The organism is Haloarcula sp. DT43, from assembly GCF_037078405.1.
Classification (GTDB): domain Archaea; phylum Halobacteriota; class Halobacteria; order Halobacteriales; family Haloarculaceae; genus Haloarcula; species Haloarcula brevis.
The window spans coordinates 493,154-519,610 of sequence record NZ_JAYMGZ010000003.1; the positions used below are offsets into that span (position 1 = coordinate 493,154).

The window sequence follows — 26,457 nt, forward strand, 5'->3', positions numbered from 1 at the left end:
GATTCAGGCCCCGAGGTACGACTCCGCGACGCGTTCGTCCTCGGCCAGTTCGGCGGACGTGCCGGACAGGGTCACCTGCCCCGTCTTGATGACGTACCCGCGGTCGGCCACGCGGAGCGCGTTGTAGATGTCCTGCTCGACCAGCAACACCGTCGTTCCGGTCTCGTTGATGCGCTCGATGGCCTCGAACACGTCGTCGACCAGCACCGGCGCGAGGCCCAGACTGGCCTCGTCGAGCAGGAGCAGATCCGGGTCGCTCATCAGGCCGCGGCCGATGGCGAGCATCTGCTGTTCGCCGCCCGAGAGCGTGCCGGCCTCCTGGCCCGCCCGCTCTTCGAGCCGGGGGAATATCTCGTAGACGGTTTCGAGGCGCTCGTCCATCCCGCTGCGGTCGATGTAGGACCCGAGTTCGAGGTTCTCGCGGATGCTGCTCTCGGTGAATATCTCCCGGCCCTCCGGGACGTGGGCGACGCCCATCTCGACGACCTGTTCGTGGGGCATCTCCCCGATGTTCTCCCCCTTGAAGCGCACCTCGCCGGCCGTCGGCCGGAGGTCGCCACAGATTGTCTTGAGGGTGGTCGTCTTGCCGGCACCGTTCGCGCCGAGCAGGGCGACGGTCTCGCCTTTCTCGACGGAGAGGCTGACGTCCCAGAGGACCTGCACGTTCCCGTACGACACGTCTATCGAGTCGACTTCGAGGAGTGCCATCGATTGCCACATGATTTATCGCCGGTTTTCTTAAGCTTACCCCTCTGCAACCGGCCGAAAAAAGTCCCGAGCGAATCCCGCGGCGGTCGCTACTCCTGGCCGCCCTTCTGGACGTCGGCCTCGGCGTAGCTGACGTCCCGTTCGGTGACGTCGACGGTCATCTCGCCGACGGACTCGATTTCGGCGTCGATGGTGTCGCCGTCGGAGAGTTCGCTGACGCCTTCCGGCGTCCCGGTGGTGATGACGTCGCCGGTTTCCAGAGTCGCCCCGAGCGAGGCGTACTGGACGACGTCGGCGCAGGTGTACACCATGTCCCCGGTGTTCTCGTACTGGCGGCGCTCGCCGTTGAGCTGCAGTTCCATCTGGAGGTCCTGGGGGTCGTCGATGTCGTCGGCCGTCGTCACGCACGGGCCGATGACGGTGAACGTGTCGTAGGACTTCCGGTTCGAGCGGTCCTGGTCGCCCCGCAGCGAGATGTCGAGCAGAATCGTGTAGCCGAAGATGTGGTCCCAGGCGTCCTCAGCGGGCACGTCCTTCACGTCGCCCTCCATGACGAACGCGAGCTCGATTTCGTGGTCGGTGCGGCGGTCCGTGAACGGCAGTTCGATGCCGTGGTCCGGGCCGACGACGCTGGAGGGGGCTTTCAGGAAGTAGCCCTTGTCCTTGATGGAGAACCACTCGTCGGTCGTGATGTCGCGGTCCGACAGCGCCTCCTCGATGTGGTTCTCGTAGTTCAGCGGCGCGGCGATGACCTTGCCGGGCCGACCGACGGGCGAGCCGATTTCCACGTCCTCGACCGCGTGGTCAGGCTCGGCGTCGGCGTACTCGCTTGCGTCGTAGTCGCCGTCGATGTACTCGACGAGGGGGTCCTCGGCGTCGATTCCGAGGCGGTCGTTCAGGGCGACGATGCCGTCGCCGTCGTCTGTGAGCAACCCGAGCTGGTCGGCGTCGTAGCGGACGAATCGCATAGCGGTACCATCGTCGGATAGCATGATAAAAGATGCCTTTCTGTGTGGCCCGACGCGGCGGACTCAGAAGTGCGCGTCCGTCCGCGTCAGTTCCGCGTCCGCGGCCACGTCCGCCCGGAAGTGCTCGGCCAGCGAGTCCAGCGTCCAGCCGTCCGGTTCGACGCCGACGGCGTCCATCGCCGGGTCCGAGAGCACGCCCACGCGGTCGCCGCCCGCGTAGAGCGTACAGCCGGTTACGTCCTCGGCCGCCTCGCTGGCGAGATACGCGACCATCGGTGTGACCTTCTCCGGCGGCATCTCCTCGCGCGTGTACGGGCGGTGCTCTTCGGGCACCGTCTCGGTCATCCGGGTGTAGCCGTTCGGGACGAGCGCGTTGACGCGCACGTCCGAGCGGTGCAGTTCCGTCGACACCGAGCGGACCATCCCGAGAACGCCGGCTTTCGCCGCCGCGTAGTTCGCCTGCCCGAGGTTCCCACGGGCCGCCCCGGCGCTGACCGCGAGATAGGAGCGCTGGCGGTCGAAGCCGCCCTCGCCCGCTTCGCGCCAGTGTGCACAGGCCGCACGGAGCGGGGCGAACTGCCCGGTGAGATTGTTCTCGATGACCGCGGTCCAGTCCTCGGGGTCGAGCTTGTGGCTCATCCCGTCCCGGAGGATGCCGGCGAAGTTGGCGACGAAGTCCAGGCGGCCCTGGGCCGCGACGACATCTTCGACGAGCCGCTGTGCGTAGTCGAAGTCGCTCACGTCGCCGTGGTGTGCCGTCGCCGCTCCGCCGGCGTCCCGGATGTCGGCGGCGACCTGCTCGGGGACGGCTGGGTCGCTGCCGTCGCCGGAGACGGACGTGCCCAGGTCGGTCACTACGACGGTCGCGCCGTGGGCCGCGAGTTCGTGGGCCGCCGCTTCGCCGAGGCCGTTGCCGCCGCCCGCGACGAGACAGACGGTTCCCGCCAGTCGCTCAGAACGGGAACTCACGGGCCTCGTGCTGGAGGGATATCCACTTCTTCTCGGTCACCTCGTCGAGGAAGTCGTCGGTGTTGTAGCCGCCGACGCCGGAGGCGGCGGTTCCGCTGAAGGGCACGTGGGCCTCGTCGTTGATGGGCTGGTCGTTGACGTGGACCATCCCGGTCTCCATCCGCTGGGCGATGCGCTTGCCCGCGCCCACGTCACCCGCATGGACGGAGCCCGAGAGGCCGTACTCGGTGTCGTTAGCGAGTTCGACGGCCTCGTCGACGTCCGAGAACGGGATGACCGGCGCGATGGGGCCGAAGTGCTCGTTGCAGGCCGCCGCCATGTCGTTAGTCACGTCCGAGAGGACCGTCGGCTCCACCACGAGCGAGTCCTCGACGCCGTCTAGCTCGACCGTGCCGCCGCCGGTCTCCAGGGTCGCGCCGTCCGCGACGGTCGCCTCGACGTAGTCGAGCATCTCGTCGCGCTGGGTTTCGTCGATGATGGGACCGAGAACGACGTGCTCGTGGGCGCTGCCGGCTGGCAGGTTCCCGGCGCGCTCGGCCAACCGCTCGACGTACTCGTCGTAGACGTCCTCGTGGACGAGGTGGCGGTTGATAGAGATACAGACCTGTCCCTGGTGGGCGAACGAGCCGAAGACGCCGGCGTCGACCGCCTGTTCGAGGTCCGCGTCGGCGGTGACGACGTGGGCGTTGTTCCCGCCGAGTTCCATCGCGGCCTCCGCGAGGTTCTCGCCGGCCGTGGCGGCGACGCGCCGGCCCACGTCGGTCGAGCCGGTGAAGGCGACCACGTCGCTCTCGGGATGGCCGGCGACGCGGTCGCCGATGTCCGAGCCGCGCCCGGTCACGACGTTCAGGACGCCCTCGGGGAACCCGACCTCCTCGAACAGGCGGGCGAACAGGAGCCCGCCCACGATGGGCGTGTTCGTCGCCGGCTTCAGGACGACCGTGTTGCCGGCGGCGACGGCCGGGACGACGGCCCGCGCCGAGAGGTTCAGCGGGAAGTTCCACGGGGAGATGACCGTCACCACACCCTGTGGCTCGCGCTGGACGACGTTCTCCTTGCCGGGGATGTTCGAGGCGGCGTGTTCACCCTTCATCCGCCGGGGGAGCGTCGCCGCCTCCGCTATCTGGTCTTCCGCGAGGTGGACCGACGTCTCCCCTATCCCCGCGGCCTGTCCCGCCTCTGCCGCCAGAAGCTCGACTATCTCCTCACTGTGTTCGTCCACCGTTTGCAGGAGGGTCTGGACGAGTTCCTCGCGCCGGGCGGGCGGGGTCTGTGCCCACGTCTCCTGTGCCTCGGCGGCCGCTTCGTACGCGGCGTCGACGTCCGCCTCGGTGCCTCGTGGCACCTCTGTCACCGTCTCGCGCGTCGAGGGGTCTTCGACGGCGATGGTGTCTCCGCTCGCGCTCTCGGTCCACTCGCCGCCGATGTAGAGCTGGTTCCAGTCGGACTCGATACTGTATCGTGATACGCCTTCCTGTGCCATACCCCTACATATGGCGAAACAATTATGAAGGTTTTGTCACGCGCCGCGGGCCGGTCCCGACGGGCGTCAGCCCGAGTCCGGGAGCGCCGCGTCGAGCGCCTCCACGGGGGTCGGCGGCTCCTCGCTACAGCCCGCGAACGCGCCGTCGACCGCCACGTCGAGGTCGCTCAACTGCGTCCGGCAGGACGCGCCGGGCGCGACGACGCTGTCGGCGTCGCTGCCGGACACCTGTCCCGCGAGTTCGTCGCCGATAGCCATGCTCATCGCGTGGTGTTCGGCCTCGTAGCCGAAGGAGCCGGCCATGCCACAACAGCCCGAGTCGAGTGGGTCGACGTCGTAGCCGGCCCGCCGGAGGACGCCGACGGCGTGGTGGTCCTTCTTCGTCGCCTTCTGGTGGCAGTGGCCGTGGTACGCCAGCGAGCGGTCGGCGCTGTCGAACGCTGCGCCGTCGTCGAGCCGGAAGGTGTCGAGGTACTCACAGACGCCGTAGCTGTTGGCCGCCAGCCGTTCGACTTCCGCTCCGGAGAGCAGGTCCAAGTAGTCCGACTGGAGCATCACCGCGTCGCTGGGCTCGACGACGACCACGTCCCAGCCATCGGCGACGCGGGGCGCGAGCGCGTCGACGTTGGTTCGTGCCGTCTCGCGGGTGGCGTCGACGAACCCCTTCGAGTAGGCCGGGCGGCCGCTGTCTGTCACAGCCGCCACGTCGACGTGGACGCCGGCGGCTTCGAGCACCCGGACCGCCGCCTTCCCCACGTCGGGGTGGCTGTAGTTCGTGTAGGTGTCGGGGAACAGGACCGCTTTGCGCTCGGCCTGTCGCTCGGGGACCTGCGGCCCCCTGGCCTCGAACCAGTCCTGCAGGCTCTCGCGCTCGAAGGTCGGGAGCGAGCGCTCGGAGGCGATACCGACCGTCTTCTCCAGCACCGTCCGCGCGCCGGGGAGCTTCGGCCCCCAGTTCGACAGCGGCGCGAGCGCGCTGCCGACCCGGGCCAGCGTGTCGACGTTTGCGAACACCCGCTCCCGGAGGCTCGCGCCGTGTTCCTCGTGGTGGGCGTGCTCCACTTCGACCTTCAGCTTCGCCATGTCCACTTCGCTCGGGCAGTCGTGGGCACACCCCTTGCAGCCGATACAGAGGTCCATCACCTCGGTGACGAACTCGTCGTCGGTGGGGTCGTCGGGCAGGTCGCCGCTCATCGCCTGCCGGAGCATGTTCGCCCGGCCGCGGGTCGACGTGACCTCCTCGTCGGCCGCCCGGAACGTCGGGCACATCACCCCGCCCTCGGACTGCTGTGTCCGGCAGCCGCCACAGCCGTGACAGAGCTCCACCATCCCCTGCATCCCGTTCTCGTTGTCCCACTCCAGCGCCGAGTCGAAGCCGGCGTCGAACTCGTACTCGGGGGAAAACCGGAGGTGCTCCGTCAGCGAGACGTCGCCACACACCTGTCCGGGGTTGAGCAGCCAGTCGGGGTCGAACGCGGTCTTGAGGTCGCGGAACGCCTCCCAGAGCCGTTCGCCGTACAGTTTGCGGTTCCACTGTGTCCGGGCGCGGCCGTCGCCGTGTTCGCCGGAGACGGACCCGCCGAACTCGACGACGAGGTCGGTCACGGCGTCGCCGATGGCCTCCATGGCGTCGAGGTCGGTCTGTGACTTCGTGTTGACCAGCGGGCGGACGTGGAGGACGCCGGGGCCGGCGTGGGCGTAGAACGACGCGAACGTGTCCTGTTCGGCGAGCACGTCCTGGAACTCGCTGACGAACTCGGGGAGGTGCTCCGGCGGGATGGCGCAGTCTTCGAGGAAACTGATGTGCTTCGCGTCGCTCGTCCGGCCAAGTAGTATCGGCAGGCCGGACTTCCGGAGCTTCCAGAGCTCTTTCCGGTCGGCCGCGTCGTACGCTTCCAAGGCGTCGAACGCGTACCGGTCGCCGACCGGGTCGTCGCCTTCCGGAAGCCGGTCGGCCAGCAGGTCGCCGACCCGCGCTCGCCCGCGGTCCTCGCTGTCGGCGTAGAACTCGACCAGCAGGGCGGCCCGCGTCCCTTCGGGCAGTTTGTCGGCCACCGCGGCGAACTCCGTCGTGTCGGCCGCGAGGTCGATGAGCACGTCGTCGATGAGTTCGACCGCGGCGGGGTCGTGCTGGAGCACGTGCTCCACGTCGCTGACCGCGTCGACCACGCTGTCGTAGGTCAGCAGCGTCACCGCCTTCGTCTCCGGCGTCGTTTCGAGCGCGACCGTCGCCTCGGTGACGACCGCCAGCGTTCCCTCGCTGCCGGCCAACAGGCTGGCGAGGTTGACCACCCCGGCGTCGCCATACTCGCCCCTGTACTCCGCGACGAGGCGGTCCAGGTTGTACCCGGAGACGTTCCGCTTCATCTCGGGGTAACGCTCGTCGATTGCGTCGGCGTGGTCGTCGAGCAACTCGACGACGCCCGCGGCGATACGGGCCTCGATGTCGTCGCTCTCGGGGTCGGCCCGCGACCGGAGGTCCTCCACCGACTCCTCGCCGAACGTGGTGACGGTCCCGTCGGCCAGGACCACCTCGCACGACTCGACGTAGTGGTCCGTCTTCTCGTAGACCAGCGAGTGGGCTCCGGTCGAGTTGTTCCCGATAGCGCCGCCGATGGCGCTCCGGTTCCCGGCGGCCGGGTCGGGGCCGAACGTCAGCCCGAACGCCGCGGCGCGGTCGTTCAGGTCGGCGAGGACGGCCCCCGACTGCACCGTCGCCTCCCTTGCGTCGGGGTCGACCTCGCGGACGGCGTCCATGTGGCGCGTGAAATCGAGCACGACGGCTTCGTTGACGGTCTGCCCGGCGAGGCTCGTCCCGCCGCCCCGCGGCAGCACCGGGATTTTGCGGTCGGCGCAGTAGGAGACGACCGCCGAGACGTCCGCGGTCGACGTGGGAAACACGACGCCGATGGGCGTCACCTCGTAGGCGCTGGCGTCGGTGGCGTACAACTGCCGGGTGTAGGCGTCGAACCGCACCTCGCCGTCGATACGGCTCTCTAGGTCGGAGACCAGTCCAGGGCGTTCGACCTGCCCGCCGACGTAGTCGTAGTCCGCGCGGCCGTCGCTCGCTTCCGGAGCGAGTCGGACACCGCCGTCTGTGGCGGCGTCGCTGTCGTCAGGGTGCATGTGCCACTACCTGTGTGAACCAATAACTTAACGCCGCCGCTATCGGCACAGCGCCGGTGCCGCGTCGCCGGGCGTGTCGGCCGGCCGCTACCGGCACCGGACCGGCTGTCGCTGTCGTATTTTCAGTCCCCGCCAAAACACTTTCTCCCGAATACAGAACACGAAGAGAACAGACAGAAGATAGCGATGGGACAGCAGAAACAAGAATATAGATTTGTATAGCTATATTCAGGAACAAAAATTCGATTATATAGGCTCAAGGTCTAAATATAAAGTTATATTTTGAGAATTTAGAGTCTGTTGGCGCTATCCGTCTACACCACCGTGTTTCAACCGCCAGTGAGTACCGGACCACACTTCTTCGACGTCTCCACGGCAACGCCGGCCTCCCGACGCACGCAGTCGGATACCGAACCGACTTGGTACATACCAACACGCCGTTCATGTGGCCGAGCGGTCTAGTTCGACACCGATGCGAGAATTCGTATTTACTGTGACCTACAAACAGGGGGCCGACGACCTGATGGACGTGTTCATCAGCAATCCGGACCTGTACGCCCGGACGCTGTCGTGTTACGCGACGCCGCGGACGATGTGGCGCGTCGACGAGGTCTCGGGGCCGGAAGCGGCGCTTGCGGAGTACGACACCGCGGTCGCGGGGCTGTCGCGGTGCTCCAACCTCCGCGGGATGGGCGGCTGTGAGATTGACTGGCAACACGAGGTCCTGGAGGAGCGTCCGGGACGACGGGTCATCTACTCGAAGCAGTCGGAGGACGGCGGCTGCCGGTCGATTCCGTACCTCGTCGCGCACTACCTCAGCGACGGCGTGTTGTTCCGGGCCGAACAACAGCGCGACGAGTACGTCTGGCGGATTCTGGCGGCCGACAGCGCGGCGATGAGCGATGTGTACGACGAAATCGACCGGCACCTTCGGGACGGGCTGTCGCTGTCGTTCGACCGGGTCGAGCGCGCGCCGGGCTGGACGGGCCACAGCACGCCCGCGCCGACGGACCTGCCGGCGGAGCAACGCACCGCCCTCCGGCTGGCAGTGGAGTACGGCTACTACGAGCAGCCGCGACAGCATTCGCTGCAGGACATCGCCGAAGCCGAGGGCATCCCGACCTCGACGTTACAGTACCGGCTGAACGCGGCGGAGGGGCGGCTGGCCCGGCGGTTCTTGCAGACTGACCGCGACGGTGACAGGGCCGACCCCGCGCCGCGGATGACCGGGCAGTCGGACTGACCGCCGCGTTCGCCCGCAGTTGGGATATTCCGAACGAACCCCCATCTGCCACCACCGCCTCGTACGACCTGTACATGGCTGACGAGACATCGGACGGTACGGCCGTATCGAGGCGGAACTACCTGAAGGCGGGCGCCGCGACGCTCTCGGGCATCGTGTTCGCGTCCGGGAACGCGGCGGCCGACCAGCACACCGCGGACGGCGGCTCCGGCGAGGACCGCCTGCTGATAACCGACGGGACGGTCGTGACCGTCGACCCGCAACACGGCGTCCTCGACGACGCCGACATCCTGGTCGAAGACGGCGAGATAGCCGCGCTCGGAACGAATCTGGACGCGGGCGGCGCGGACGTCATCGACGCCAGCGGCTCCGTCGTCGTCCCCGGGTTCGTCAACTCCCACCTGCACACCTGGGAGGCGGGCGTCCGCGGCGTCGCGGGCGACTGGTCTTTCTTGGAGTACCTCGAGAAGATGCTCGGGGAGATAAGCGCGAACTACCGCCCGCGCGACGCGTACCTCGGGAACCTCTTCGGGGCAGTCCAGCAGCTCAACGCCGGCACGACGACGGTACTCGACTGGTTCCACATCGCGAACACGCCGGGACACACCGACCGCGCCATCGAGGGGCTGGAGGACGCCGGCATCCGCGCGGTGTTCGCGCACGGCCCGCCCGGCGACGACAGTGCGACGTGGTGGGACAACAGCGACGTGACCCACCCCGACGACATCCAGCGGCTGGCCCGGACCACGTTCCCCTCCGACGACGGCCTCCTGACCCTGGCCATGGGCATCCGCGGCCCCGACTACTCGACCGACGAGGTCGTCGCACAGGACATCGAGACCGCCCGAGAGCTGGGTATCCCCGCGTCGATGCACATCGGCTCGCTCGGTGGCGGCGGCGTCAGGACGCTCGATGAACTAGGCCTACTCGGCGACGACCTGAACTACGTCCACGCGAACCGGCTCTCCGACGCGGAGCACGCCCTCATCGGCGAGTCCGGCGGGTCCGTCTCCACGACGCCGGAGGTCGAACTCCAGATGGGAATGGGTATGCCGGTCTTCGGGAAGGCCATCGACAACGGCGCTGTCCCGACCATCGGCGTGGACGTGGTCTCGAACGTCAGCGACGACATGTTCACGCAAGCGCGGATGGCCCTGCAGGTCCAGCGCGGCCTCGACAACCAGGACACCGTCGAGGCCGGCCAGCAGATTCAGACCGTCTCGCGGCCCGCACGGCGCGTGCTCGAGGCCTCGACCATCGACGGGGCCCGCGCACTCGGCCTCGAAGACCGCATCGGCTCGATTACGCCGGGGAAACGCGCCGACATCACCGTCATCGACGGCGGGGACCTCAACACCGCGCCCGTCCACGACCCCGTCGAGACCGTCGTCTTCCAGTCCGGCATCGAGAACGTCGACACGGTAATCGTCGACGGCGAAATCCGCAAACGTAACGGTCTGGTGTACAACCAGACCGCCCAGGAACACCTCGACCGACTGGTCGCGTCCGGCCGCCGGATGCTGCGCGAGAGCGACATCTGAGCGGCAGTCGATAGGTTCCCTCGCGCTCTGACCCACGACAGAGCACAGGGCCCCTACCAGTCGATGTCTGCGCCCCCTCCAGTATCGACGGTGCCGCCAACGACTGGTGTGACGTAACCGGCACTACTGGGTGCCCGACCGGGGATTAGGCTTCCAGACAGTCGCCGCAGCGGCCAGCGCCGGGCAACGACGGGCCACCACATTCAGTACAGGCATCGAGGCTCGTACCGCTGTCCTTCTGCCGGACGGGGAGCGAGTGCAACGCGTTTCGTAGCCGTTTCTTCATGTGACACAGTATCGCACGCACTGAACTTTAACATTTGGGTAAATGTTAGAGGCGAAGAGCCAATCGCTGTGTTCGAAACGAGATAACTGCTGTACCATGCATACAAGACGGATTCGGTAAACGAATTACCAGTCTTTGGCACACTACACTCGTTCGCACCACGTTCCGGACAGCAGGGCACCCGAACTTGCCGAGCCCGTGGCGACTACGTCTCGTTGTTCTCTTCCAGCGACTCCAGTGTCGACCGGAGCGATTCGAGGGTCTCTTCGAGTTCCCGCACAACCTCGGGGTCCGTGACATCCTGTTTGGCGAGTCGGACTTGCTTGATGGATTCCTCTAGTCTGGTCGTCACGTCCATACCTGAATAATCAACCAGTCACACAAAAATCATGTGGCTCGGCACGGCTCACAAGCGTCCGGACACACGTTGTGGCGACGGTCACGTGGCTCCCGGAGGTGTCGACACCAGCGGGTGTCGTCAGTACCGGCCACTCGCCGCGGTCACTGCTGGCCGACGGCCCGGCCCGACTGCTCCCGTATTTCGAGCGCCCACACGTTGGGGTTTTCCTGCAGTTCGTACTCGGAGAGGAGGTCTGATTCGTAGGCGTTGTCGGCGAGCGCCTCGCGTGCGGCGTCCCACTCGTCTATCTTGATGCGATTGAGCGGTCCGGCGACGATGACGCTCCGCCAGGCTCCGTCCGGCCCGACGTCGAACGTCGTAAAGCTCGCCACGTCGGCCTGTTCCGCGTACGTCTCCTTCCGCAGTTCCGCGGTCGCGCCCAGAAACACGAAGTACAGCGTCCCGTCGCCGTCGTACCCGAACGACAGCGGCACGCCGTAGGGCACTCCGTCGGCAGCCATCGACAGGACACCGATTCCCTGCTCGGTCAACACGGCGTCGATAGCCGAATCGTCCAGTTCTGCGCCCAATAACGGGCTGTAATCCGAACTCATAGGCCGAACATGTGGGCGTGGCTGAATTAAAACCGGGTATCGTTCTCACGAACTCGGAATCGAACGCCCGATTGAGGGGGCCGGCGAACCGGCGCGAGCACCCTGTCCTCGAACACCGTCGGCCGTCGCGGCTACGCGTCGGCGCGAATGTCCCGGTCGACGGCGTCCGCCGCTAGCGCGTCGAACCGGTCCCGCGCGGTGTCGGTCAGCGGGTACCGCTCGTGAACGTCGTCCGGTTCCCTGCCGCGCCCGCTGGCCAAGCCGACGACGCGGGCGATTGTCTCGTAGTTCTCCCTGACCAGCGAGCCGACGAGGTCGGGCAGTCCGGCACGCCCGGCCAGTTCCTCGGCGGCGGCGCGGCCGGCGTACACCCGCCCTTCCGACCGGTCGACGAGGACCATCGCGAACGGGGGCTCGTCGAACTGTGCCGCCAGGAACGACTGGGCCGACTCGTCGTACCACGATATCGCGCCGATGTCGTCGACCCGTTCCAGGGCCTTCGCGGCCACCGAGCAGTACGGACACTCGCCGTCGTAGATGAGAACCGACCCGAATCGTGACATACCCGTCCTACGTGCTCTCGTGCGATCAGGTGTGCATTGATTTTCAATGGCTACTATAGTTGGAATGCCACCTCGGTCGCCTCGTCGGCATGGTCGCTCCCATCGGTCGGGACAAGAATGGTGTTGTATTGTGGTACAGACATGTAATTCGTTACTAATACTCAAATAGATTTCTGCGGCAGAACCACACAGCTACTAGCCACCGATTAGACGGGCTGTAGTACTTCATGCGTGTGAAATCCCACGAGTCAGTGAACCGCCTCGGGGTCAAGCCCCGAGGCACTCGCCTTGTTCATCTGTAGAAACACAGTACCGCCGAGCATGAAGAACCCACCAACCAGGTCCGATATTACCTGTGTTCACCAGAGCTGATTTCACTATGGCCGGGGAGCTGATTTCGGAATCATCCCTCCTCAGACTGCTTCGGATACCGCAGTCGCCAGCTCAGCTTGTGCAGTTCCATCGCCGCTACGAGGATGAGGGCGATACCGGCAAGTGTAACCCACACCCCGAGATCAACCGGGGCCGTCCCGAGTACGAGCTGTGCTGGGGGGAAGTAGAGAGCGCCGAGATGGATAAGGAAGGCCCCCACAGCACCGACAAGGAGAATCGGGCTCTTCCACGGCGGCATCCGGAAAATCGAGCGCGTCTCCGACCGTGTGTTCCCCAAATGGACGTTCTCGAACAGCACCATCAGGAGGAGGAGGGCGTTCCGTGCCGCCGGCTCACCCCACCCAGTGTCGAGCAACCACTGGAAGGTAAGGAGGCCGGTAACCCCCATCACGGTGGCAGCTACGACCGTACGCTCGATCATCAGCTGATTGAAGATGCGTTCGGTCGGGGAGCGCGGGTTCCGTTCTAGGACGTCGTCTTCCTTCGGTTCGAATGCGAGCGCGACGTCCTGAATGCCATTCGTGACGAGGTTCAGCCAGAGCAGCTGGACGGGTAGTAGTGGTAGCGGTAACCCCGCAGCGAGACTCAAAAGCACGAGGACGACCTCCGCGGCACCGGTCGAGATGAGCAGATAAATGACTTTCCGGATGTTGTCGTATGCGACACGGCCCTGTTCGATCCCGGCGACGATTGTCGCGAAGTTATCATCGGAGATGATGAGCTCGGCTGCATCTCGGGCTACGTCGGTTCCCTCCTGCCCCATCGCAATCCCGATGTTGGCTACGCGAAGAGCGGGGGCGTCGTTGACACCGTCGCCCGTGACGGCGACGAAGTGCCCCGCTTGTTGGGCAGCGCTCACGATATCGAGTTTCTGAGCCGGAGAGACACGGGCGAAGACGCGGGTCTGTTCGACCGCAGCAACGAGTTCCGCTGGCGTGAAGTCAGCGAGGTCGGCACCCGTCAGGACTTCCTCACGTCCGGATGCTAACCCGAGTTCCTGAGCGATTGAAAGCGCAGTCTCCGGATGGTCGCCGGTCACCATCGAGACAGCGATTCCCGCCTCCTGTGCCGACGCAATCGCGTCTTTGACACCGGGTCGGAGCGGGTCAACCATCCCTACGAACCCGAGAAACGTCAGCCCTGTTGGGTCGGGTGGCTCCTCCTCGGCGGTAATCTCTGTCTCAAACGTGCTCTCGGCAAGCGCGAGCACGCGGTACCCCTGTTTCGCCATCCCCGTGGCTCTGTTAAGCATCTCTTGGCGAGTTCCATCGTCAGACCACGTACACATCTCTAGAACCCGCTCGGGTGCACCCTTGACGACGACGCGTGTCCCGACGTCGGTTGTATGAAACGTCGCCGCGAACCGGCGTTCGGGTTCGAACGGAATCTGATTGGTCTGCGGGGCGGCAGTGAGTTCGGAGTCGCGATACCGGCCCGCTTTTCGAGCGAACGACAGGAGCGCGACATCGGTCGGATCGCCGCTCCATGTCCATTCCCCGTCACGGCGGTGAATGCTCCCCTCGTTACACAGTGTGGCCGCTCGGGCAAGGCGAGCGAGGTCGTTCGCCACGTCCGCATCGGGCTGGTGCCCGTCCTGCAGGACCGTCCCGTCGGGGGTGTAGCCAGCGCCGGTCACTTCCAGCGTCGTCCCGTCCGGCAGTCTGAGCTGCCGAACGGTCAGTTCGTTCTCGGTCAGCGTGCCCGTCTTGTCCGTCGCAATCATCGTACAACTTCCCAGCCCCTCGACAGCGACGAGCTGCCGAACGATGACGCCGACTCGAACCATCCGACTGGTCGCGACGCCGAGCGCCACCGTCATGGCGACGGGGAGCCCCTCGGGAATCGCAGACACAGCGAGGGCCACAGCGAACAGGAACATCTCGATGGTACCGAAGCCACGGACGAAAATCCCCAGCAGCGCAGCGAGAACCGCCGCGAACAGAACTACGACGGCGACGAGTCGAGTGAATCGTTCCATCCGGACCACCAGCGGTGGATTGCCGCCCTCGACAGCCGACACGTCGCCAGCGAGTCGTCCGATAACCGTTTCGGACCCGGTCTCGACAACGAGACCGCGCCCTCGCCCCCGAGTGACGGTGGTGCCAGCGAAGGCCATGTTCCGGCGATCCCCGAGCGGGGCCGTTTCCTCACCCCGCCAGTCGGGGTCTTTCAGGACCGGCACGGATTCGCCGGTCAACGCCGATTCGTCGACTTCGAGGTTCGTCCCCGCCGTCAATCGGATATCTGCGGGGACTCGGTCGCCCGACTCCAGCAGAACAACATCGCCGGGGACGATATCCTCGCCATCGATGTCGACCGTCTCCCCGTCGCGGATGACTGTCCCCCTGGTTCGAAGCAACTGCTGCAATGCACGACTACTCCGTTCGGCCTGGAACTCCTGTGTGCCCCCGATAATCGCGTTGACGACCAGGACGAGCGCGATGAACCCTGCATCCGTAGTCTCCCCGACAGCGATGGAAATAATTGCCGCCACAGCGAGGATGTAGATGAGCGGGCTCCGAAACTGCCGGAGAAAGATGAGCCACGCTGGGGTGGGCTCCTTCTGTGGGAGCCGATTCGGCCCGTAGTCCGCCCGCCTGGCCGTGGCTTCCTCGGCGGAGAGCCCAGACTCAGCACTCGCCAATCGAGAGTACACCGTCTTCATAGCTACCGTGTGCCATGACGTATCCTCCTCCGGAGCGGCGGCAGTCATATCGAAATTTCTTGCCTTTTGACAACACTGGCCGATAGTATATGTGTTCGCATGCTAGACACTACCGTTACACCGCCCGGCTTCCCTGATAGAACGGGCTTCTACTGCTCCTGTTCTTGCCCAGCTTTGTGGATGACGCAAAGCGACGTCGCGGAGGCAGGGAACGTCACGCCAACGACTGTCCGGACGCACCACGAGACGTTAGCGGAGCAGATAGCCTGACAACGCTGCTGCACAAGCACTGACGGTGTTATAGTTTTCTCAGGAAATTATTTGTTCATAGCGCATATAGCACCCAGTATGACCGAGACGTGGGACGACGTCAACGAGCAGGTCAAAGCAGACTGGAAAGCCGACACCACGCCGTTCGAGCGGGTGTACGAAATCGTCGAACAAACCCACAAGGGACAGTCGGCAGCCGAGATCGCCGACCGCGCCCTCGTGAGCGAGCCGACCGCGCGTCGACACTGCAAGGCGCTCGTGAACACCGGGTTCGCCGAGACGGAGCAAGACGGCCAAACAACGATATACAAGCGAAACAGCGACCGGGTTCTGATGTCCCGGATCCGCGAGCTTCGTGAGGAAGCCAACCGAACGGAGTTGCTCGACGGCATCAAGGACATGAAAGCCGAGATCCGTCGCTACGAGGATCGCTACGATGTGGTGTCACCCGAAGAGCTCAGCCAGCAACTTGATGCCGACGAGACGGATGGCTGGGACGATCTCACTGCGTGGCGAACGACGCGGAAGAATCTCGCCGTCGCGCAAGCCGCACTCGCCTACGACGAGGCCAGTCACCAGCTCGCTGTATGAGCGATAACGATCGAGCCGGTGAATTCGGGCCGATCTATCTCCCGGCGCTCCAGCGGATTCGTGACCTCTGGCTCGAACTCGAGCCGTTAGTCGACGAAACAGCGTACAACGACGTCGTCGCCCCCACGGAACTACAAATCAGTCTCACTGATGGGCTCGGCGACGCCGAGAGCGCCCGGCTCGATATCCAGTGGAGCGAACTGGGGATGTATTCGTTTCACTACGTCGACAGCGACAGCGTCAACTGGCGCTTCGATCGCCACCCGAATACACACTCCCCCGAACTCCATTTCCACCCATTGCCCGAGGCCGCCACGACGGCCGCTGAGCCGTCCTGTATCGATGTGACCGAGGTCTCACTCGTGACTCGTGCAGTCCACGCGATGTGGCGCGCAGCGTACGAGGACGACGACGTTGAGCAGCTGAATAGCGCATCAAATCCACCGTAAGAATGGATGTGACCAAGGCCACAGTTCGGGGTGTCTGCACGGACGCGGTCTTCGAACGTGGCGAGCGATATCTCGCTGACGGTCGTATCCGCGAGATTCACCGTGTCGACACCACCGTAACCGCCGTCGTGAGCGGTAGCCGTCAGTACGATGTCCGTGTCGACTTCGCCGCCGACAGGTTTGCCCCGTGGTGTGACTGCCCGTATGACGGGCCGGGGACGTGCAAGCACGTCGTCGCCGTGTTGCTTCGGTGTGTCAACGACCCTCCTCAAGACGAAAGTAGCCAACTTGATGCTGCACTTGACGGCGCCGACGCCGACGAACTCCGCGCGTTCCTGCGTGACGAACTCCCAAGCGATGGGGATCTCCGTGATCGGTTTCTCGCCCACGTCGGCGAGCCGACGAGACGGTCAGTCGACGAGCTTCGCACCACGATCAACCGGCGGTTCGAGGAGACGAACCCTGAGTACCACGTCGTCTTCGAGCCGATCGACTTCACGCAGTGGTTCGATCTCGCGAACGAGTACCGCGAGCAGGGGAGGTACGCGTCGGCGGCGACCGTCTACCGGGCACTTGTCGAGTCGCTCGACGACAATATGGAGCGCGTCGACGGCGCGTACGATCACTTCTCGAGGGCGTTCAGTCGGGCACTCGACGGGTACGTCGACTGTGTCGCGTTCAGTGGCCGCGACGCTGATGCCGTCACTGACGCCGTCGCCTTCCTCAACGAGCGGTCAATGTCGGGAACGCCGTTCCTCGCGGAACACTTCGAGAAGGCTGTGGTCGAACTCCAGGAAAAGGCGGACGGTCAGTCCTTCGAGTAGCTGTTTCGACCTTGATAGCGCCCCCAAGTTCGAAGATCCCGAGAATTAGTTTCTCACACGGTCAGCCACGTTGATCCGCTGTTCGCGAGCGGCTTCGACATCCGAGTAGAGTGCCAACGCGTGCTTGATGAGGCGGCGATCTCCCAGATTCTCTTCCCAACGCGTAATCACGTCGCGGCGGTCGCGAAGCTCGCCACTTGCGAGAGCCCCTTCAGCAAGCGACTGTTCGAGCGCCTCCCACGTCTCGACGTCGTAGGTTGCCTGCCACTCCTCTATCTCCTCGGTGATCGCGGCCAATTCGTTGCGTAGCTCCTCGCGCGCGTTTTCCTCGATGAGCGTACGGATCTCCTCGAAGAGCAGTCGCGTGTAGTCCGGCTGGTAGCGCGTCGTCTCACCGCCCGGACCGGCGGGTCTTCCAGCGCGCTGATCGCGACCACTACATCGTACTCGGAGATGGAAGCGACGAGTGGCTGGTCGTTCTCTGCAGCCAAGGCGACCGTGCATATCCTGCCCCGCTCGCACAACGGACGGTTCCCGAGGATGGTGACGTAGAACGGGTAATCTGGGAACTCGCCGAAGAGAGCAACGACCTCATCGAGCCCACGGATGGCGACTGATGGAGACGCTTCGACCGGCGCAAGCCACCCACCAGTTCCTCGGACGTTGTGTCGAGGCCCTCGGGAAGAAGATGTTTCTATATCGCCGTTGAACTGGGAGTAGAAAGGAAAGACAATGACGGAAAACCGTTCGGCGACGGGTATTTTTCGCCTTCTTGCTGACGATACACGGATTGCTATTCTCCGTGCTGTTGCTGTTGCGCAGTACGAACTCGAGCAGGTCGGGTCGGGAGCTGCTGAGCTCGCGTTTTCCGAGATCTACGACCACGTCGATGTGGAGAACACGTCGAAGCTGTCGTACCACCTCGGAGAACTCACTGGGACCTATCTGCGGAAAAGCGACGATGGCTACTCGCTGTCACACGCTGGTGAGCGCATCGTTCGATTCATCTTGTCGAGAAATTACGAGCAACCAGAGTCGTTTGGGCCGAAGCCGATCGATGGGGTGTGCGTCTTTTGCGGCGAAGAGGCGCTGGAGGCGAAGCTCTCGCATCAGTTTTTCCGAATCGACTGTACGGCATGTGAACAACAGGTTACGGGACAGCCGGTCACGCCCGCACAGGTCAGGACACGGGACGGCAAGTCGCTCGTCCAGAGTGGCAAGCTACGCAGTGCGGAGGATGCCAGGCAGATCCGGCGGGAGATGTGTCCAGAGTGCGGGGCGCAGCTGTCTGCCGATGTGGTTGCAGTACCCGAAAGTCCGTTACCTGACGCTGATTCGTTCGTGGTGACGAGCGCGTGTGAGGAGTGTCTCCGGGAGTACAACAGCCCGTTGACCTACAGTGTCATCTACCATCCGGCATCGATTGCGTTCCACTGGGATCGTGGCATCGATGTGACGACGCGGGGCCTCTGGGAGTTTCACGAACACGTCTACGAGGGCCGTTGGACGTCCGAACAGACGGCGTCCGATCCCGAGGAGTACGAAGTCGTGTTGCGTCACGGGGACGATGCAGTTCGACTCTACCTTGATTCGACCGCGACAGTGGTGCGGACGGAGCGCGTGCGAGGCGAAAGCGGTGAGTTTCAGCACTCCTGACAGAATTATTACGGTATCATCGTTGAGCAGATGGTGGTGCTGGTCGGAGGGTTCGATGATTATCTGCGTTAAGCGCTTGTTGTTGTGGTTTTCTGCTCAACTCGCGTTTTGAAGTAGATCCGATAAAATCATCAAATATCCAATGATTTTATTGGTGTTGCTGGCCCGGCCCATAATTGCGGTCAACGGAGGCCAACCACGTGCAATCGAACAATCCCCACGACACGGCAGGCCAGCAGCATCGAACACACAACGAGAATACCGACCAACAGCGATCAGCACGAAGGCGCTCGAAATCGGCCGACGAGATTGCCGACGCGTATGCAGATGTCGCTGACAAACTCGCACGGTGGCGACAGCTTGACCGGCTGTTCGCCGGTCGGTATCGTCGCCGCCAGTTCGAGTACGCAAACGGCCGAGTACTCGACGTCGCCTGCGGCACCGGGCGGAACTTCCGCTATCTCCCGCCGTCGAGCGAGGTCGTTGGCATCGACATCAGCGATGAGATGCTCGGCCACGCCCGCAACGAGATCGACAGGCTCGAACTGAGCGGTACTGTCCATCAGATGGACGCTCAGGCACTCGACTTCCCTGATGACAGCTTCGACACCGTCATCTCGTCGTTCTCCACGTGCACATTCCCCGACCCGATTGCCGCGCTCCACGAGATGGAACGAGTCTGCACCCCCGACGGCGAGATCCTGCTGCTCGAACACAGGCACAGCGACGCCGCGCCACTCACCTGGCTCCAAGCCTGGCGCGCCGAATCTCACTACAAGAAGAACGGCTGCCGGTTGAATCACGAACCGCTGGAGACCGTCAAGCAGGCCGGGCTCTCGGTCGAGAACGTATCGACCGCGTTCTTCGGTCTCGTCACCACCATCGACGTCACCCCGAGGTGATCGTCCAATGACCACGCACTCGACCCACCAATCGCTCACACACCGACTCGACACCCATCACCTCACATTCCACGGAACCACCATGTCCGTCCCACACAAGATGCATTACCACCCCGACGCAGACGAGAGGTTGCATCCGAACTCGGCTATCATACCGGAGGTGGCGTATGTCTAGTGTGCGCTCCAGCCTCCGGTCGTTCGTCTGGTCGCAAAGTGTCAGAAATAATCATTTTGATTTTCAAAACGAAACTTTGTCAAAATCCTCAGTCTTCGCCCGTCTGGAAGGTGTTCCGGAGTTCCGTTTGCTGATCCCAAGTTCCGTCGGCGTCCGAGAGTACGAGCGACAGGCCAGCACTGACGAGCGATACCTGTGCGTCGAACAACGCGTACAACGGTTCGAACGGTCCCAACCGGTCTGCCGACCCGAGGAGCACGAAGCCACCGAGCGTGAGCGGAACCGCTATGCCCAGCCATCCGAAATTGGAAATCGCGCCGGCCACGATGGCGATGATACCAGCAGTGACGAGCCAGGGAGAAATGACCATCATTCCCCAATTTAGTGGGAGGACGACGCGGCCGTAAGCGCCGTGCTGTCCGAGCGCGTCAACCTGCCTGAACAGCAACCGGAGTAGCCCCATCCCGCGTCGGTCTTTCTGGGCCCGGCGATCGCGAAACGCGGATTGAGCGGCCTCTTTGTACCGGACAGCAGGGTCGAATACGACGCGCGAACCGTTCCGACGGATCCGCAGGGCGAGTTCGGAGTCGTCCGCCAATGAGTCTTCGTCGATCGGGACGATCAGGTTCCGGCGAAACGCCGAGAACGGTCCATGAAAAATAAGCGTCGAATCGAGATGCGACTCGGCCATCTGAACGAACGCCTGCATGCCCCGATAATTCGACTCGACCTCGCTTCCACCGATAACGTCGGCGTTCCGGCCGGTCACACCCCCGACCGACGGGTCGTCGAAGTTCGCGACCGCTTCCCGGAGTGCGTCGGGGGCGAGTTTCGAATCACAGTCGGTCTTTACAACAATTTCGTTTGAGGCAGCGGCGTAGCCGTCGTTCAACGCCACTGCGAGCCCTCGTCGGGAGTCCTCACGAATCACCGACAGCGTCGGACCGTTTTGGTCGGTGTAGAACGACTCGATAAGTTCACCTGTTCCGTCGTCGCTCGCGTCGACGACGACCAGTTCGAGTTTCTCGGTAGGGTAATCGAGCGACGCGATGTCTTCAAGTTTCGTCTCAACGATATCGGACTCATTGAACGTCGGGAGGACGATACTAACTGAGGGTTCGACCTCTCGTTTATCTACTGGGGATCCGTCGGGCCCGAGTGCCATATGGAGCGCGAAGATTATAAGATACGGGACAGCTGCAACCGCCAACAGCACGAACCCGGCCCAGACCGCAATCACGGGCCTGTCACTCCTGTTCGGCTAGTGGTTCGTGACCGGATGAACCGGGCATGCCTCGACATGTAGGGAGGAAAAGGATTTATGACCGATTGTAAATCAGCTCTTACGGACAATAGAAAGCGTATACGCCCGAAACCAGCTATTCGCTGTGTTCGGTCGATAGGACCGAGACGTGCTCGACTGCTCTCGGTTCTCAGTATACACCGTATACTCAAAACCGGGGCAGTCGAGCGCGAAGTATGAACGGCTCCGATGACCGCCCCCGGGTAGGGATGATCCTTCGCGGATTCTTTCCAAGAGATATACGTGTAGAAAAAGAAGCTCGGTCGCTCGCGGCCGCGGGCTACGACGTTCACCTCCTCTGTCTTGGGCGCCCCAACGAGCGCGAGCAGGAGCTTGTCGGACCTCTGACCGTCCATCGGATCCATCGTGAAGCGCAGTATAACGCGGTCTATCGGACGATCAAGACCGCTCGCTATCTTCTCACACTCCAGGACGTTATTTGGGAACGCGAGATCTCGCGATTCGTCGACGCTGCTGGGGTTGATATACTCCACGTGCACGACCTCCCGCTTGTCCGGACCGCTCAGACGGTCGCGGCCGATCGCCGGCTCCCGGTTGTCGCCGATCTCCACGAGAACTACCCGGAGGCCGCTCGCCAGTGGCGAAAAGGGATGGCGAGTCCTCGACGGATAATTCAAAATACATTTACGCCAATCACCCGGCTAAAACGGCTCGAACAGGAGGCAGTCCGTCATGTCGACCGCGTACTCGCAACCACTCCCGAGGGGCGTCGCCACTACGTCGAAGACTGCGGGGCCGACCCGCTGATAGTCCACATCGTCTCGAACACGGTCGACTTGGAGACGTTCGACGACACGGCGACACCAGTCCCGGGGTTCGAAGAGGAGTTCGTGGTATCGTATGTCGGTAGTTTCGGTCCCCATCGCGGCCTGGAGACGGCCATCGACGCGATGCCCGCCCTCATCGAATCGGTTCCGAACGCGCACCTCCTGCTTGTTGGGTCGGCAGGGGAAGACGCGTACGACCGGGCGTTACGCGACCGCGTCGCCCGCCGTGGCCTCGAAGACCAAGTCACGTTCACCGGCTGGGTCGATTTTGAAGACGTGCCACGATATGTCGCGGCAAGCGACGTCGCGACTGTCCTCCACCGTGACAACCCACACACTGGGACGACCGTCCCACACAAACTGTTCCAGTATATGGCGCTCCGGACACCGGTCGTGGTCTCCGATGTCGACCCGCTCGCGCGCGTCGTCGACCGGGCCGACGCTGGTCGGATCGTCCTTGATGGGGACACGTCGTCGCTGGCGTCCGCACTCGCGTCGCTCGCGACCGATGAAGAGATGCGACACGAACTCGGGGTCAACGGTCGGGCCGCTGTTCGCCGGCGCTATAACTGGCGAAGAGAAGCCGAACGGTTAGTGGCTGCATACCAAGGGCTCACCGACGAACGGTCCAAGTCAGTCGAAGGACGCGTCTGAGCGGACCAGCGAACCGAGAGCAGGACACACCCGCGGCACCACTGCCGACCGTTTCAAGGTTCACCGACGGGAGATCGGGTGAGGACTGCGTCACGCAGTCGGCGGGCCGCACGGAGCCCATCGAGGCCGAGAACCGACGTGAGCGCGAGGCTCGCGTGGCCCCCGGTCGGTTGCAAGCGAAGCGCCGACACGAAGTGGCCAAGCGCTGCCGTGCGGTCGCCCTCGTGGAGTTCATACAGCCCGAGTTCGCGGCGACGGGCCGCCTCGAACGCGCGGGCGCTCTCTGCGTTGACTGCGTCGAGCGCGTCCCGGTGTTTTTCTGCCATGCGACACCGTGCGCGGATATCGTACGCGGGGTCGCCGGTCACGTTATCGCCGTGGTGAATGCGCTCGACCAGCGTCTCTGGGACGTAGGCGAACTTCCAGCGCTTGGCTAGGCGAACAGTCAGGTCCCAGTCACAGGCGACGCTAAACTCGGTGTCGAATCCGCCGATCTCGTGCAGGCAGTCGGCCCGAACGAGCTGGCTGGAATGAGGTAGAATTGACATCCGGACAAGTACGTCGGGATACACGTCACCACTCGCACCCGTCTGCACCTGCTCGACGACCGTGCCGTCGTCGTCAACGATTACGCCTCCCGTGTAGACACCGCAGTACGAACTGTCGCATTCTGCCATTACTGCGATCTGGCGCTCGACTTTCCGGGGCCGCCACCGGTCGTCGTCTCCGAAGACACCGATATACTCCCCTCGAGCAGCCTCAATGCCGCGGTTCATCGTGTAGGGGATACCACGGTTGCGGTCGTTGTGCAGCACCCGAACTCGGTCGTAATCGGCGTATTCGGCGAGCACTTCGGGCGTCGCGTCAGTGGACCCATCGTTGACCACGACGACTTCTACCCGGTCGTACGTCTGGTGGAGGGCGCTCTCAACCGCGCCGCCAACGTATTCAGCACGGTTGTACGTGGGTATGACAGCACTGACAAGCGGCTCCATTACGGGGACGTACGCAGAGCAGGTTATTGTTAGCCGGTTTGTACCAGACACTTGTGCAGGATATACTACATCTAACAAAGCGACACTAACCCGAGGCCTCGGTAAATGCCCGACAGGGTCGATTTTACCGACATCTACGTCGACGACGAGATCGTCGAACGCGTCGCCGAGACACTGCGAAGCACTCGATATGTGAAGGGCGACCGTGTCGAGGCGTTCGAAGACCGGTTCGCATCGAACTGCGGCACGGACCACGCAGTCGCGGTTAACAGCGGTACAGCGGCGATTCTCTTGTCGCTCAGGGCGGCTGGGGTCGGTGAGGGAGACGACGTATTCGTCCCCGGGCACACGTTCTTTGCGACCGTGAGTCCGGTGCTCGAACTCAGGGCGAATCCCGTGTTCGTCGACGTGAATCCCGAGACATACACGATCGACACGGCGGCGCTAGAAGCGGCGGTAGAGCGCTCCGAGTCCCCGACTGCGGTCGTCCCCGTCCACCTCTATGGCCAGCTAGCGGATGTCGTCGAGATCCAGGAACTGGCCGACAAATACGACCTGACGGTCGTCGAAGACGCGTGTCAGGCTCACTTCGCCACTCGCGACGGGATTACCGCCGGGACCGCCGGGACCGCCGGTGCGTTCAGTTTCTACCCCTCAAAGAACATGACTGTCGCCGGCGACGGCGGGATGATCGTAACCGACGACGAAGCGATCGCCGAGCAGGCACGGCGCTATCGGAACCACGGACGCGACGACGCGGGCGTCCACCGCGAACTGGGGCTGAACTATCGACTGAGCGATGTGGCCGCGACGGTCGGAATCGAACAACTCGACCGCGTGACGGCGTGGAACCAACGCCGCGCGGTCGCCGCGAGCCGGTACGACGACCACCTCGGCTCACATCCGTCGGTGACGACGCCGACTGTCGCCGAGGGGGCCAACCACGTCTACCACCTCTACGTGGTACAGGTCCCCGAAGACCACCGTGACGCGCTTCGCGAGTATCTCGACGATAATGGGATCGACACCGGTGTCCACTATCCGACGCCGGCTCATCGACACCCCGCAGTCACGGAACGGGTCGATCCACCGACACTCCCGACGACGGAGGCCCTCTGTGATCGGATCGTCTCGCTACCGATGCATCCCCGGATCGACGACGAGTCGATTGACCGGGTCTGTGAGGCGGTTGAGGCCTACTTCGAGGTGGTCGCGTGAACTACGCCGTCATCGGAACTGGGTACTGGGGGACAAACCACGTCCGCGTGGCCGCAGAGTTGCTCGCAGAGGGGGAAATCGATTCTCTGGTGCTCTGCGACATCGACGAACCACGGGTGGCGGAGATGGCCGACAACTACGGCGTTGAGTATGCGACCGAGTACACGCGGCTCTCCGACCTAGGCGTCGACGCCGCGGTCGTCGCGTCACCCTCTCCGACTCACCGGACCGTTGCGACGGACCTCCTGAGGGCTGGCGTGGACGTACTCGTCGAAAAGCCGCTCGCACTGACCAGCGAAGCAGCCTGGGACATCGTTGAGGCGGCCGACGAGTGCGACCGAACGCTCGGAGTCGGGCACATCTTCCGGTATCACCCGGCACTCCGGGATCTCAAGCGCCGCATCGACCGCGGCGAACTGGGGGAAATAATCTACCTCTCGACTAACCGGTACGCGTTCCGCGCGCCCCGGCCGGAGACAGGTGTGTTGTACTCGCTGGCCGTCCACGACGTGGACATCTACGGGTATCTGCTTGACGACCGACCGACTGACATCCACTGTCAGCTGGATTCGACAGTGCGGGATGGCGTCGCCGAGACGGCGACACTGACGCTCTCGTACGGTGAAACGACAGGCGTTATTAACGAGTCATGGAACGTCCCAGTATTCGGGAAGCGTCGCGACCTTACCGTCGTCGGGAGCGAGCGATCGGCATACGTCGATTATTTGGAAGATACTACCGTGGAACTCTACGACGCCACGATGGTCCACGAAAACGGAGACTTCCGCGCACGGTCAGAGGGCAAGACCGTCCACGAGGCCCCCCAAACTGAACCGCTGCGCGCAGAAGTCGAAGAGTTCGTCGCAGCCTGTCGCGAGAGGCGATGTCCTGAGGCATCGGGCCGCGTTGGTGCCCGAACAGTCGAACTACTGGAAGACGCGGAACGCTCTGCAGAGCGCGGACAGGTCGTCACACCAGATGGGCTGTTGCAAGACTGAATCAACGGTCTTCGTAGCCTGTCTTCGTGAGAAATACCGTCCGTCCCTTGAGAACGGTGTACGCCGGTTTATGAGGCGGAAAATCGAGTGCGCGAATCAGGTCGTACACAGCCGTCGCCGCTTCGGGGTCAGCGAGCCGTTCGGGATCGATCTCTTTGCGACCCTCAAGGCTATCTTTGGTATAAAAATACCGCGGGCCGTCGAACACTGACTGGGGCGTGCGTCGGTCTTGAATCTCGTGTGCCACTAGATCGGGGAGCGTCGCCTCGAACAAATCGATTGAGGCCTCGCGGGTTCGTTCGTACAGCGAGCGCGCTGTGTCGTCCTCTCGGATTTCGACGAACCGACGGTCGATGACATCACCGGCGTCGACCTCCTCTGCCATCACGTGCATGGTCGTCCCGTACTGCCAGTAGTCGTCGTCTCGGGCGTTCAAGATAGCGTGTGTGAACACGTTCGAGCCACGATATCGAGGGAGTTCTGCTTGGTGGAGGTTTATTGCCTCTTGGTCTGGGTGGTCGAGCAGCTCCGCGTCGAGGATGTTCGGGTAGTACACGCTCAGGAGATAGTCGACCTGGTAGTCGAGAATCCGACGCTCTTCAGCGAGGGGATACACCGGATAGCCGTACGTCTCGGCACGTGTACGGACCGACCCGTCCCACCAGCCGTCGTGGCCTTCGGGGTACGTGACGACGAGCGCCACGTCGACTTCCGGGTGGTCGTTGAGTTTGTCGA

Annotated in this window: 23 protein-coding genes; 10 read left to right on the top strand and 13 right to left on the bottom strand. The window is 63.7% G+C overall.

What is annotated here, in order from left to right:
• Positions 1-3: 3 nt before the first annotated feature.
• From VI123_RS14140 to VI123_RS14160, 5 genes are all read right to left on the bottom strand, one after another.
• A complete protein-coding gene (locus VI123_RS14140; RefSeq protein ID WP_336338710.1) occupies positions 4-708 on the bottom strand; it encodes an ABC transporter ATP-binding protein in 705 nt (234 codons plus the stop codon).
• An 89-nt stretch (positions 709-797) separates the two neighbouring features.
• Positions 798-1,676: a fumarylacetoacetate hydrolase family protein gene (locus VI123_RS14145; RefSeq protein ID WP_336338711.1), complete on the bottom strand. Its 879-nt coding sequence runs from the start codon at positions 1,674-1,676 to the stop codon at positions 798-800.
• Positions 1,677-1,739: 63 nt separating this feature from the next.
• Entirely contained in the window at positions 1,740-2,645 is a 906-nt protein-coding gene (locus VI123_RS14150; protein ID WP_336338712.1) for an SDR family oxidoreductase, read from the bottom strand.
• Positions 2,629-4,128 (bottom strand): aldehyde dehydrogenase family protein, encoded by a 1,500-nt coding sequence (locus VI123_RS14155; protein ID WP_336338713.1) that lies wholly within the window; start codon positions 4,126-4,128, stop codon positions 2,629-2,631. The genes VI123_RS14150 and VI123_RS14155 overlap by 17 nt, the downstream gene beginning before the upstream one ends.
• A 66-nt stretch (positions 4,129-4,194) precedes the next feature.
• A complete protein-coding gene (locus VI123_RS14160) occupies positions 4,195-7,254 on the bottom strand; it encodes an FAD-binding and (Fe-S)-binding domain-containing protein (protein ID WP_336338714.1) in 3,060 nt (1,019 codons plus the stop codon).
• A gap of 472 nt (positions 7,255-7,726) precedes the next feature.
• On the opposite strand from VI123_RS14160, the gene VI123_RS14165 reads away from it, so the two are divergent.
• Together VI123_RS14165 and VI123_RS14170 are read left to right on the top strand one after the other, a co-directional pair.
• On the top strand, positions 7,727-8,497 hold the full coding sequence (locus tag VI123_RS14165) for a helix-turn-helix domain-containing protein (protein ID WP_336338715.1): 771 nt from the start codon (positions 7,727-7,729) through the stop codon (positions 8,495-8,497).
• A 74-nt stretch (positions 8,498-8,571) separates the two neighbouring features.
• Positions 8,572-10,038, top strand: a complete 1,467-nt coding sequence (locus VI123_RS14170; protein WP_336338716.1) for an amidohydrolase family protein — start codon at positions 8,572-8,574, stop codon at positions 10,036-10,038.
• 491 nt (positions 10,039-10,529) lie between these two features.
• Here VI123_RS14170 and VI123_RS14175 read toward each other — a convergent pair whose 3' ends face one another.
• The 4 genes from VI123_RS14175 to VI123_RS14190 form a co-directional block, all read right to left on the bottom strand.
• Positions 10,530-10,682, bottom strand: a complete 153-nt coding sequence (locus VI123_RS14175; RefSeq protein ID WP_336338717.1) for a hypothetical protein — start codon at positions 10,680-10,682, stop codon at positions 10,530-10,532.
• Positions 10,683-10,825: 143 nt separating this feature from the next.
• A complete protein-coding gene (locus VI123_RS14180) occupies positions 10,826-11,278 on the bottom strand; it encodes a pyridoxamine 5'-phosphate oxidase family protein (RefSeq protein ID WP_336338718.1) in 453 nt (150 codons plus the stop codon).
• Between the two features lie 131 nt (positions 11,279-11,409).
• The gene (locus VI123_RS14185) at positions 11,410-11,841 is read right to left on the bottom strand and encodes a DCC1-like thiol-disulfide oxidoreductase family protein (protein WP_336338719.1); all 432 of its coding nucleotides are present in this window, start codon (positions 11,839-11,841) and stop codon (positions 11,410-11,412) included.
• A 403-nt stretch (positions 11,842-12,244) separates the two neighbouring features.
• A complete protein-coding gene (locus tag VI123_RS14190; RefSeq protein WP_336338720.1) occupies positions 12,245-14,947 on the bottom strand; it encodes a cation-translocating P-type ATPase in 2,703 nt (900 codons plus the stop codon).
• A 300-nt stretch (positions 14,948-15,247) separates the two neighbouring features.
• Here VI123_RS14190 and VI123_RS14195 point away from each other — a divergent pair, with 300 nt between their 5' ends.
• The 3 genes from VI123_RS14195 to VI123_RS14205 are packed head-to-tail and all read left to right on the top strand — an operon-like array spanning position 15,248 to position 17,033.
• The gene (locus tag VI123_RS14195; RefSeq protein ID WP_336338721.1) at positions 15,248-15,760 is read left to right on the top strand and encodes a winged helix-turn-helix domain-containing protein; all 513 of its coding nucleotides are present in this window, start codon (positions 15,248-15,250) and stop codon (positions 15,758-15,760) included.
• Positions 15,757-16,209, top strand: a complete 453-nt coding sequence (locus VI123_RS14200; RefSeq protein ID WP_336338722.1) for a hypothetical protein — start codon at positions 15,757-15,759, stop codon at positions 16,207-16,209. Before VI123_RS14195 ends, VI123_RS14200 begins: the two co-directional genes overlap by 4 nt.
• A gap of 2 nt (positions 16,210-16,211) precedes the next feature.
• Entirely contained in the window at positions 16,212-17,033 is an 822-nt protein-coding gene (locus VI123_RS14205) for an SWIM zinc finger family protein (RefSeq protein WP_336338723.1), read from the top strand.
• A gap of 45 nt (positions 17,034-17,078) precedes the next feature.
• Here VI123_RS14205 and VI123_RS14210 read toward each other — a convergent pair whose 3' ends face one another.
• Positions 17,079-17,537, bottom strand: coding sequence for a DUF7342 family protein (locus tag VI123_RS14210; protein ID WP_336338724.1), 459 nt, complete (start codon positions 17,535-17,537; stop codon positions 17,079-17,081).
• A gap of 228 nt (positions 17,538-17,765) precedes the next feature.
• On the opposite strand from VI123_RS14210, the gene VI123_RS14215 reads away from it, so the two are divergent.
• Both VI123_RS14215 and VI123_RS14220 read left to right on the top strand, forming a co-directional pair.
• Positions 17,766-18,689 carry a helix-turn-helix domain-containing protein gene (locus VI123_RS14215; RefSeq protein WP_336338725.1) on the top strand — a complete coding sequence of 308 codons (924 nt, stop codon included), beginning with the start codon at positions 17,766-17,768 and terminating at the stop codon, positions 18,687-18,689.
• A 200-nt stretch (positions 18,690-18,889) separates the two neighbouring features.
• Positions 18,890-19,591: a class I SAM-dependent methyltransferase gene (locus tag VI123_RS14220; RefSeq protein WP_336338726.1), complete on the top strand. Its 702-nt coding sequence runs from the start codon at positions 18,890-18,892 to the stop codon at positions 19,589-19,591.
• 263 nt (positions 19,592-19,854) lie between these two features.
• Here the strand turns inward: VI123_RS14220 and VI123_RS14225 are convergent, their stop codons facing one another.
• Positions 19,855-20,931 carry a glycosyltransferase gene (locus tag VI123_RS14225; protein WP_407067007.1) on the bottom strand — a complete coding sequence of 359 codons (1,077 nt, stop codon included), beginning with the start codon at positions 20,929-20,931 and terminating at the stop codon, positions 19,855-19,857.
• A 314-nt stretch (positions 20,932-21,245) separates the two neighbouring features.
• Between VI123_RS14225 and VI123_RS14230 the strand changes: the two genes are divergently transcribed.
• On the top strand, positions 21,246-22,511 hold the full coding sequence (locus tag VI123_RS14230; RefSeq protein WP_336338728.1) for a glycosyltransferase family 4 protein: 1,266 nt from the start codon (positions 21,246-21,248) through the stop codon (positions 22,509-22,511).
• Between the two features lie 53 nt (positions 22,512-22,564).
• Here the strand turns inward: VI123_RS14230 and VI123_RS14235 are convergent, their stop codons facing one another.
• The gene (locus tag VI123_RS14235; RefSeq protein ID WP_336338729.1) at positions 22,565-23,506 is read right to left on the bottom strand and encodes a glycosyltransferase family 2 protein; all 942 of its coding nucleotides are present in this window, start codon (positions 23,504-23,506) and stop codon (positions 22,565-22,567) included.
• 105 nt (positions 23,507-23,611) lie between these two features.
• Between VI123_RS14235 and VI123_RS14240 the strand changes: the two genes are divergently transcribed.
• Both VI123_RS14240 and VI123_RS14245 read left to right on the top strand, forming a co-directional pair.
• On the top strand, positions 23,612-24,724 hold the full coding sequence (locus VI123_RS14240; protein ID WP_336338730.1) for a DegT/DnrJ/EryC1/StrS family aminotransferase: 1,113 nt from the start codon (positions 23,612-23,614) through the stop codon (positions 24,722-24,724).
• A complete protein-coding gene (locus VI123_RS14245) occupies positions 24,721-25,722 on the top strand; it encodes a Gfo/Idh/MocA family protein (protein WP_336338731.1) in 1,002 nt (333 codons plus the stop codon). Before VI123_RS14240 ends, VI123_RS14245 begins: the two co-directional genes overlap by 4 nt.
• 1 nt (position 25,723) lies before the next feature.
• Here VI123_RS14245 and VI123_RS14250 read toward each other — a convergent pair whose 3' ends face one another.
• Positions 25,724-26,425, bottom strand: coding sequence for a methionyl-tRNA formyltransferase (locus VI123_RS14250; RefSeq protein ID WP_336338732.1), 702 nt, complete (start codon positions 26,423-26,425; stop codon positions 25,724-25,726).
• Between the last annotated feature and the right edge of the window lie 32 nt (positions 26,426-26,457).

Coding starts and splice junctions, on each gene's coding strand:
- VI123_RS14190 (WP_336338720.1), bottom strand. CDS start 14,947: ATGACTGCCGCCGCTCCGGAGGAGGATACGTCATGGCACACGGTAGCT.
- VI123_RS14185 (WP_336338719.1), bottom strand. CDS start 11,841: ATGTCACGATTCGGGTCGGTTCTCATCTACGACGGCGAGTGTCCGTAC.
- VI123_RS14230 (WP_336338728.1), top strand. CDS start 21,246: ATGAACGGCTCCGATGACCGCCCCCGGGTAGGGATGATCCTTCGCGGA.
- VI123_RS14165 (WP_336338715.1), top strand. CDS start 7,727: ATGCGAGAATTCGTATTTACTGTGACCTACAAACAGGGGGCCGACGAC.
- VI123_RS14200 (WP_336338722.1), top strand. CDS start 15,757: ATGAGCGATAACGATCGAGCCGGTGAATTCGGGCCGATCTATCTCCCG.
- VI123_RS14195 (WP_336338721.1), top strand. CDS start 15,248: ATGACCGAGACGTGGGACGACGTCAACGAGCAGGTCAAAGCAGACTGG.
- VI123_RS14215 (WP_336338725.1), top strand. CDS start 17,766: ATGACGGAAAACCGTTCGGCGACGGGTATTTTTCGCCTTCTTGCTGAC.
- VI123_RS14160 (WP_336338714.1), bottom strand. CDS start 7,254: ATGCACCCTGACGACAGCGACGCCGCCACAGACGGCGGTGTCCGACTC.
- VI123_RS14145 (WP_336338711.1), bottom strand. CDS start 1,676: ATGCGATTCGTCCGCTACGACGCCGACCAGCTCGGGTTGCTCACAGAC.
- VI123_RS14210 (WP_336338724.1), bottom strand. CDS start 17,537: ATGCACGGTCGCCTTGGCTGCAGAGAACGACCAGCCACTCGTCGCTTC.
- VI123_RS14175 (WP_336338717.1), bottom strand. CDS start 10,682: ATGGACGTGACGACCAGACTAGAGGAATCCATCAAGCAAGTCCGACTC.
- VI123_RS14140 (WP_336338710.1), bottom strand. CDS start 708: ATGGCACTCCTCGAAGTCGACTCGATAGACGTGTCGTACGGGAACGTG.
- VI123_RS14225 (WP_407067007.1), bottom strand. CDS start 20,931: ATGGCACTCGGGCCCGACGGATCCCCAGTAGATAAACGAGAGGTCGAA.
- VI123_RS14170 (WP_336338716.1), top strand. CDS start 8,572: ATGGCTGACGAGACATCGGACGGTACGGCCGTATCGAGGCGGAACTAC.
- VI123_RS14155 (WP_336338713.1), bottom strand. CDS start 4,128: ATGGCACAGGAAGGCGTATCACGATACAGTATCGAGTCCGACTGGAAC.
- VI123_RS14205 (WP_336338723.1), top strand. CDS start 16,212: ATGGATGTGACCAAGGCCACAGTTCGGGGTGTCTGCACGGACGCGGTC.
- VI123_RS14235 (WP_336338729.1), bottom strand. CDS start 23,506: ATGGAGCCGCTTGTCAGTGCTGTCATACCCACGTACAACCGTGCTGAA.
- VI123_RS14180 (WP_336338718.1), bottom strand. CDS start 11,278: ATGAGTTCGGATTACAGCCCGTTATTGGGCGCAGAACTGGACGATTCG.
- VI123_RS14240 (WP_336338730.1), top strand. CDS start 23,612: ATGCCCGACAGGGTCGATTTTACCGACATCTACGTCGACGACGAGATC.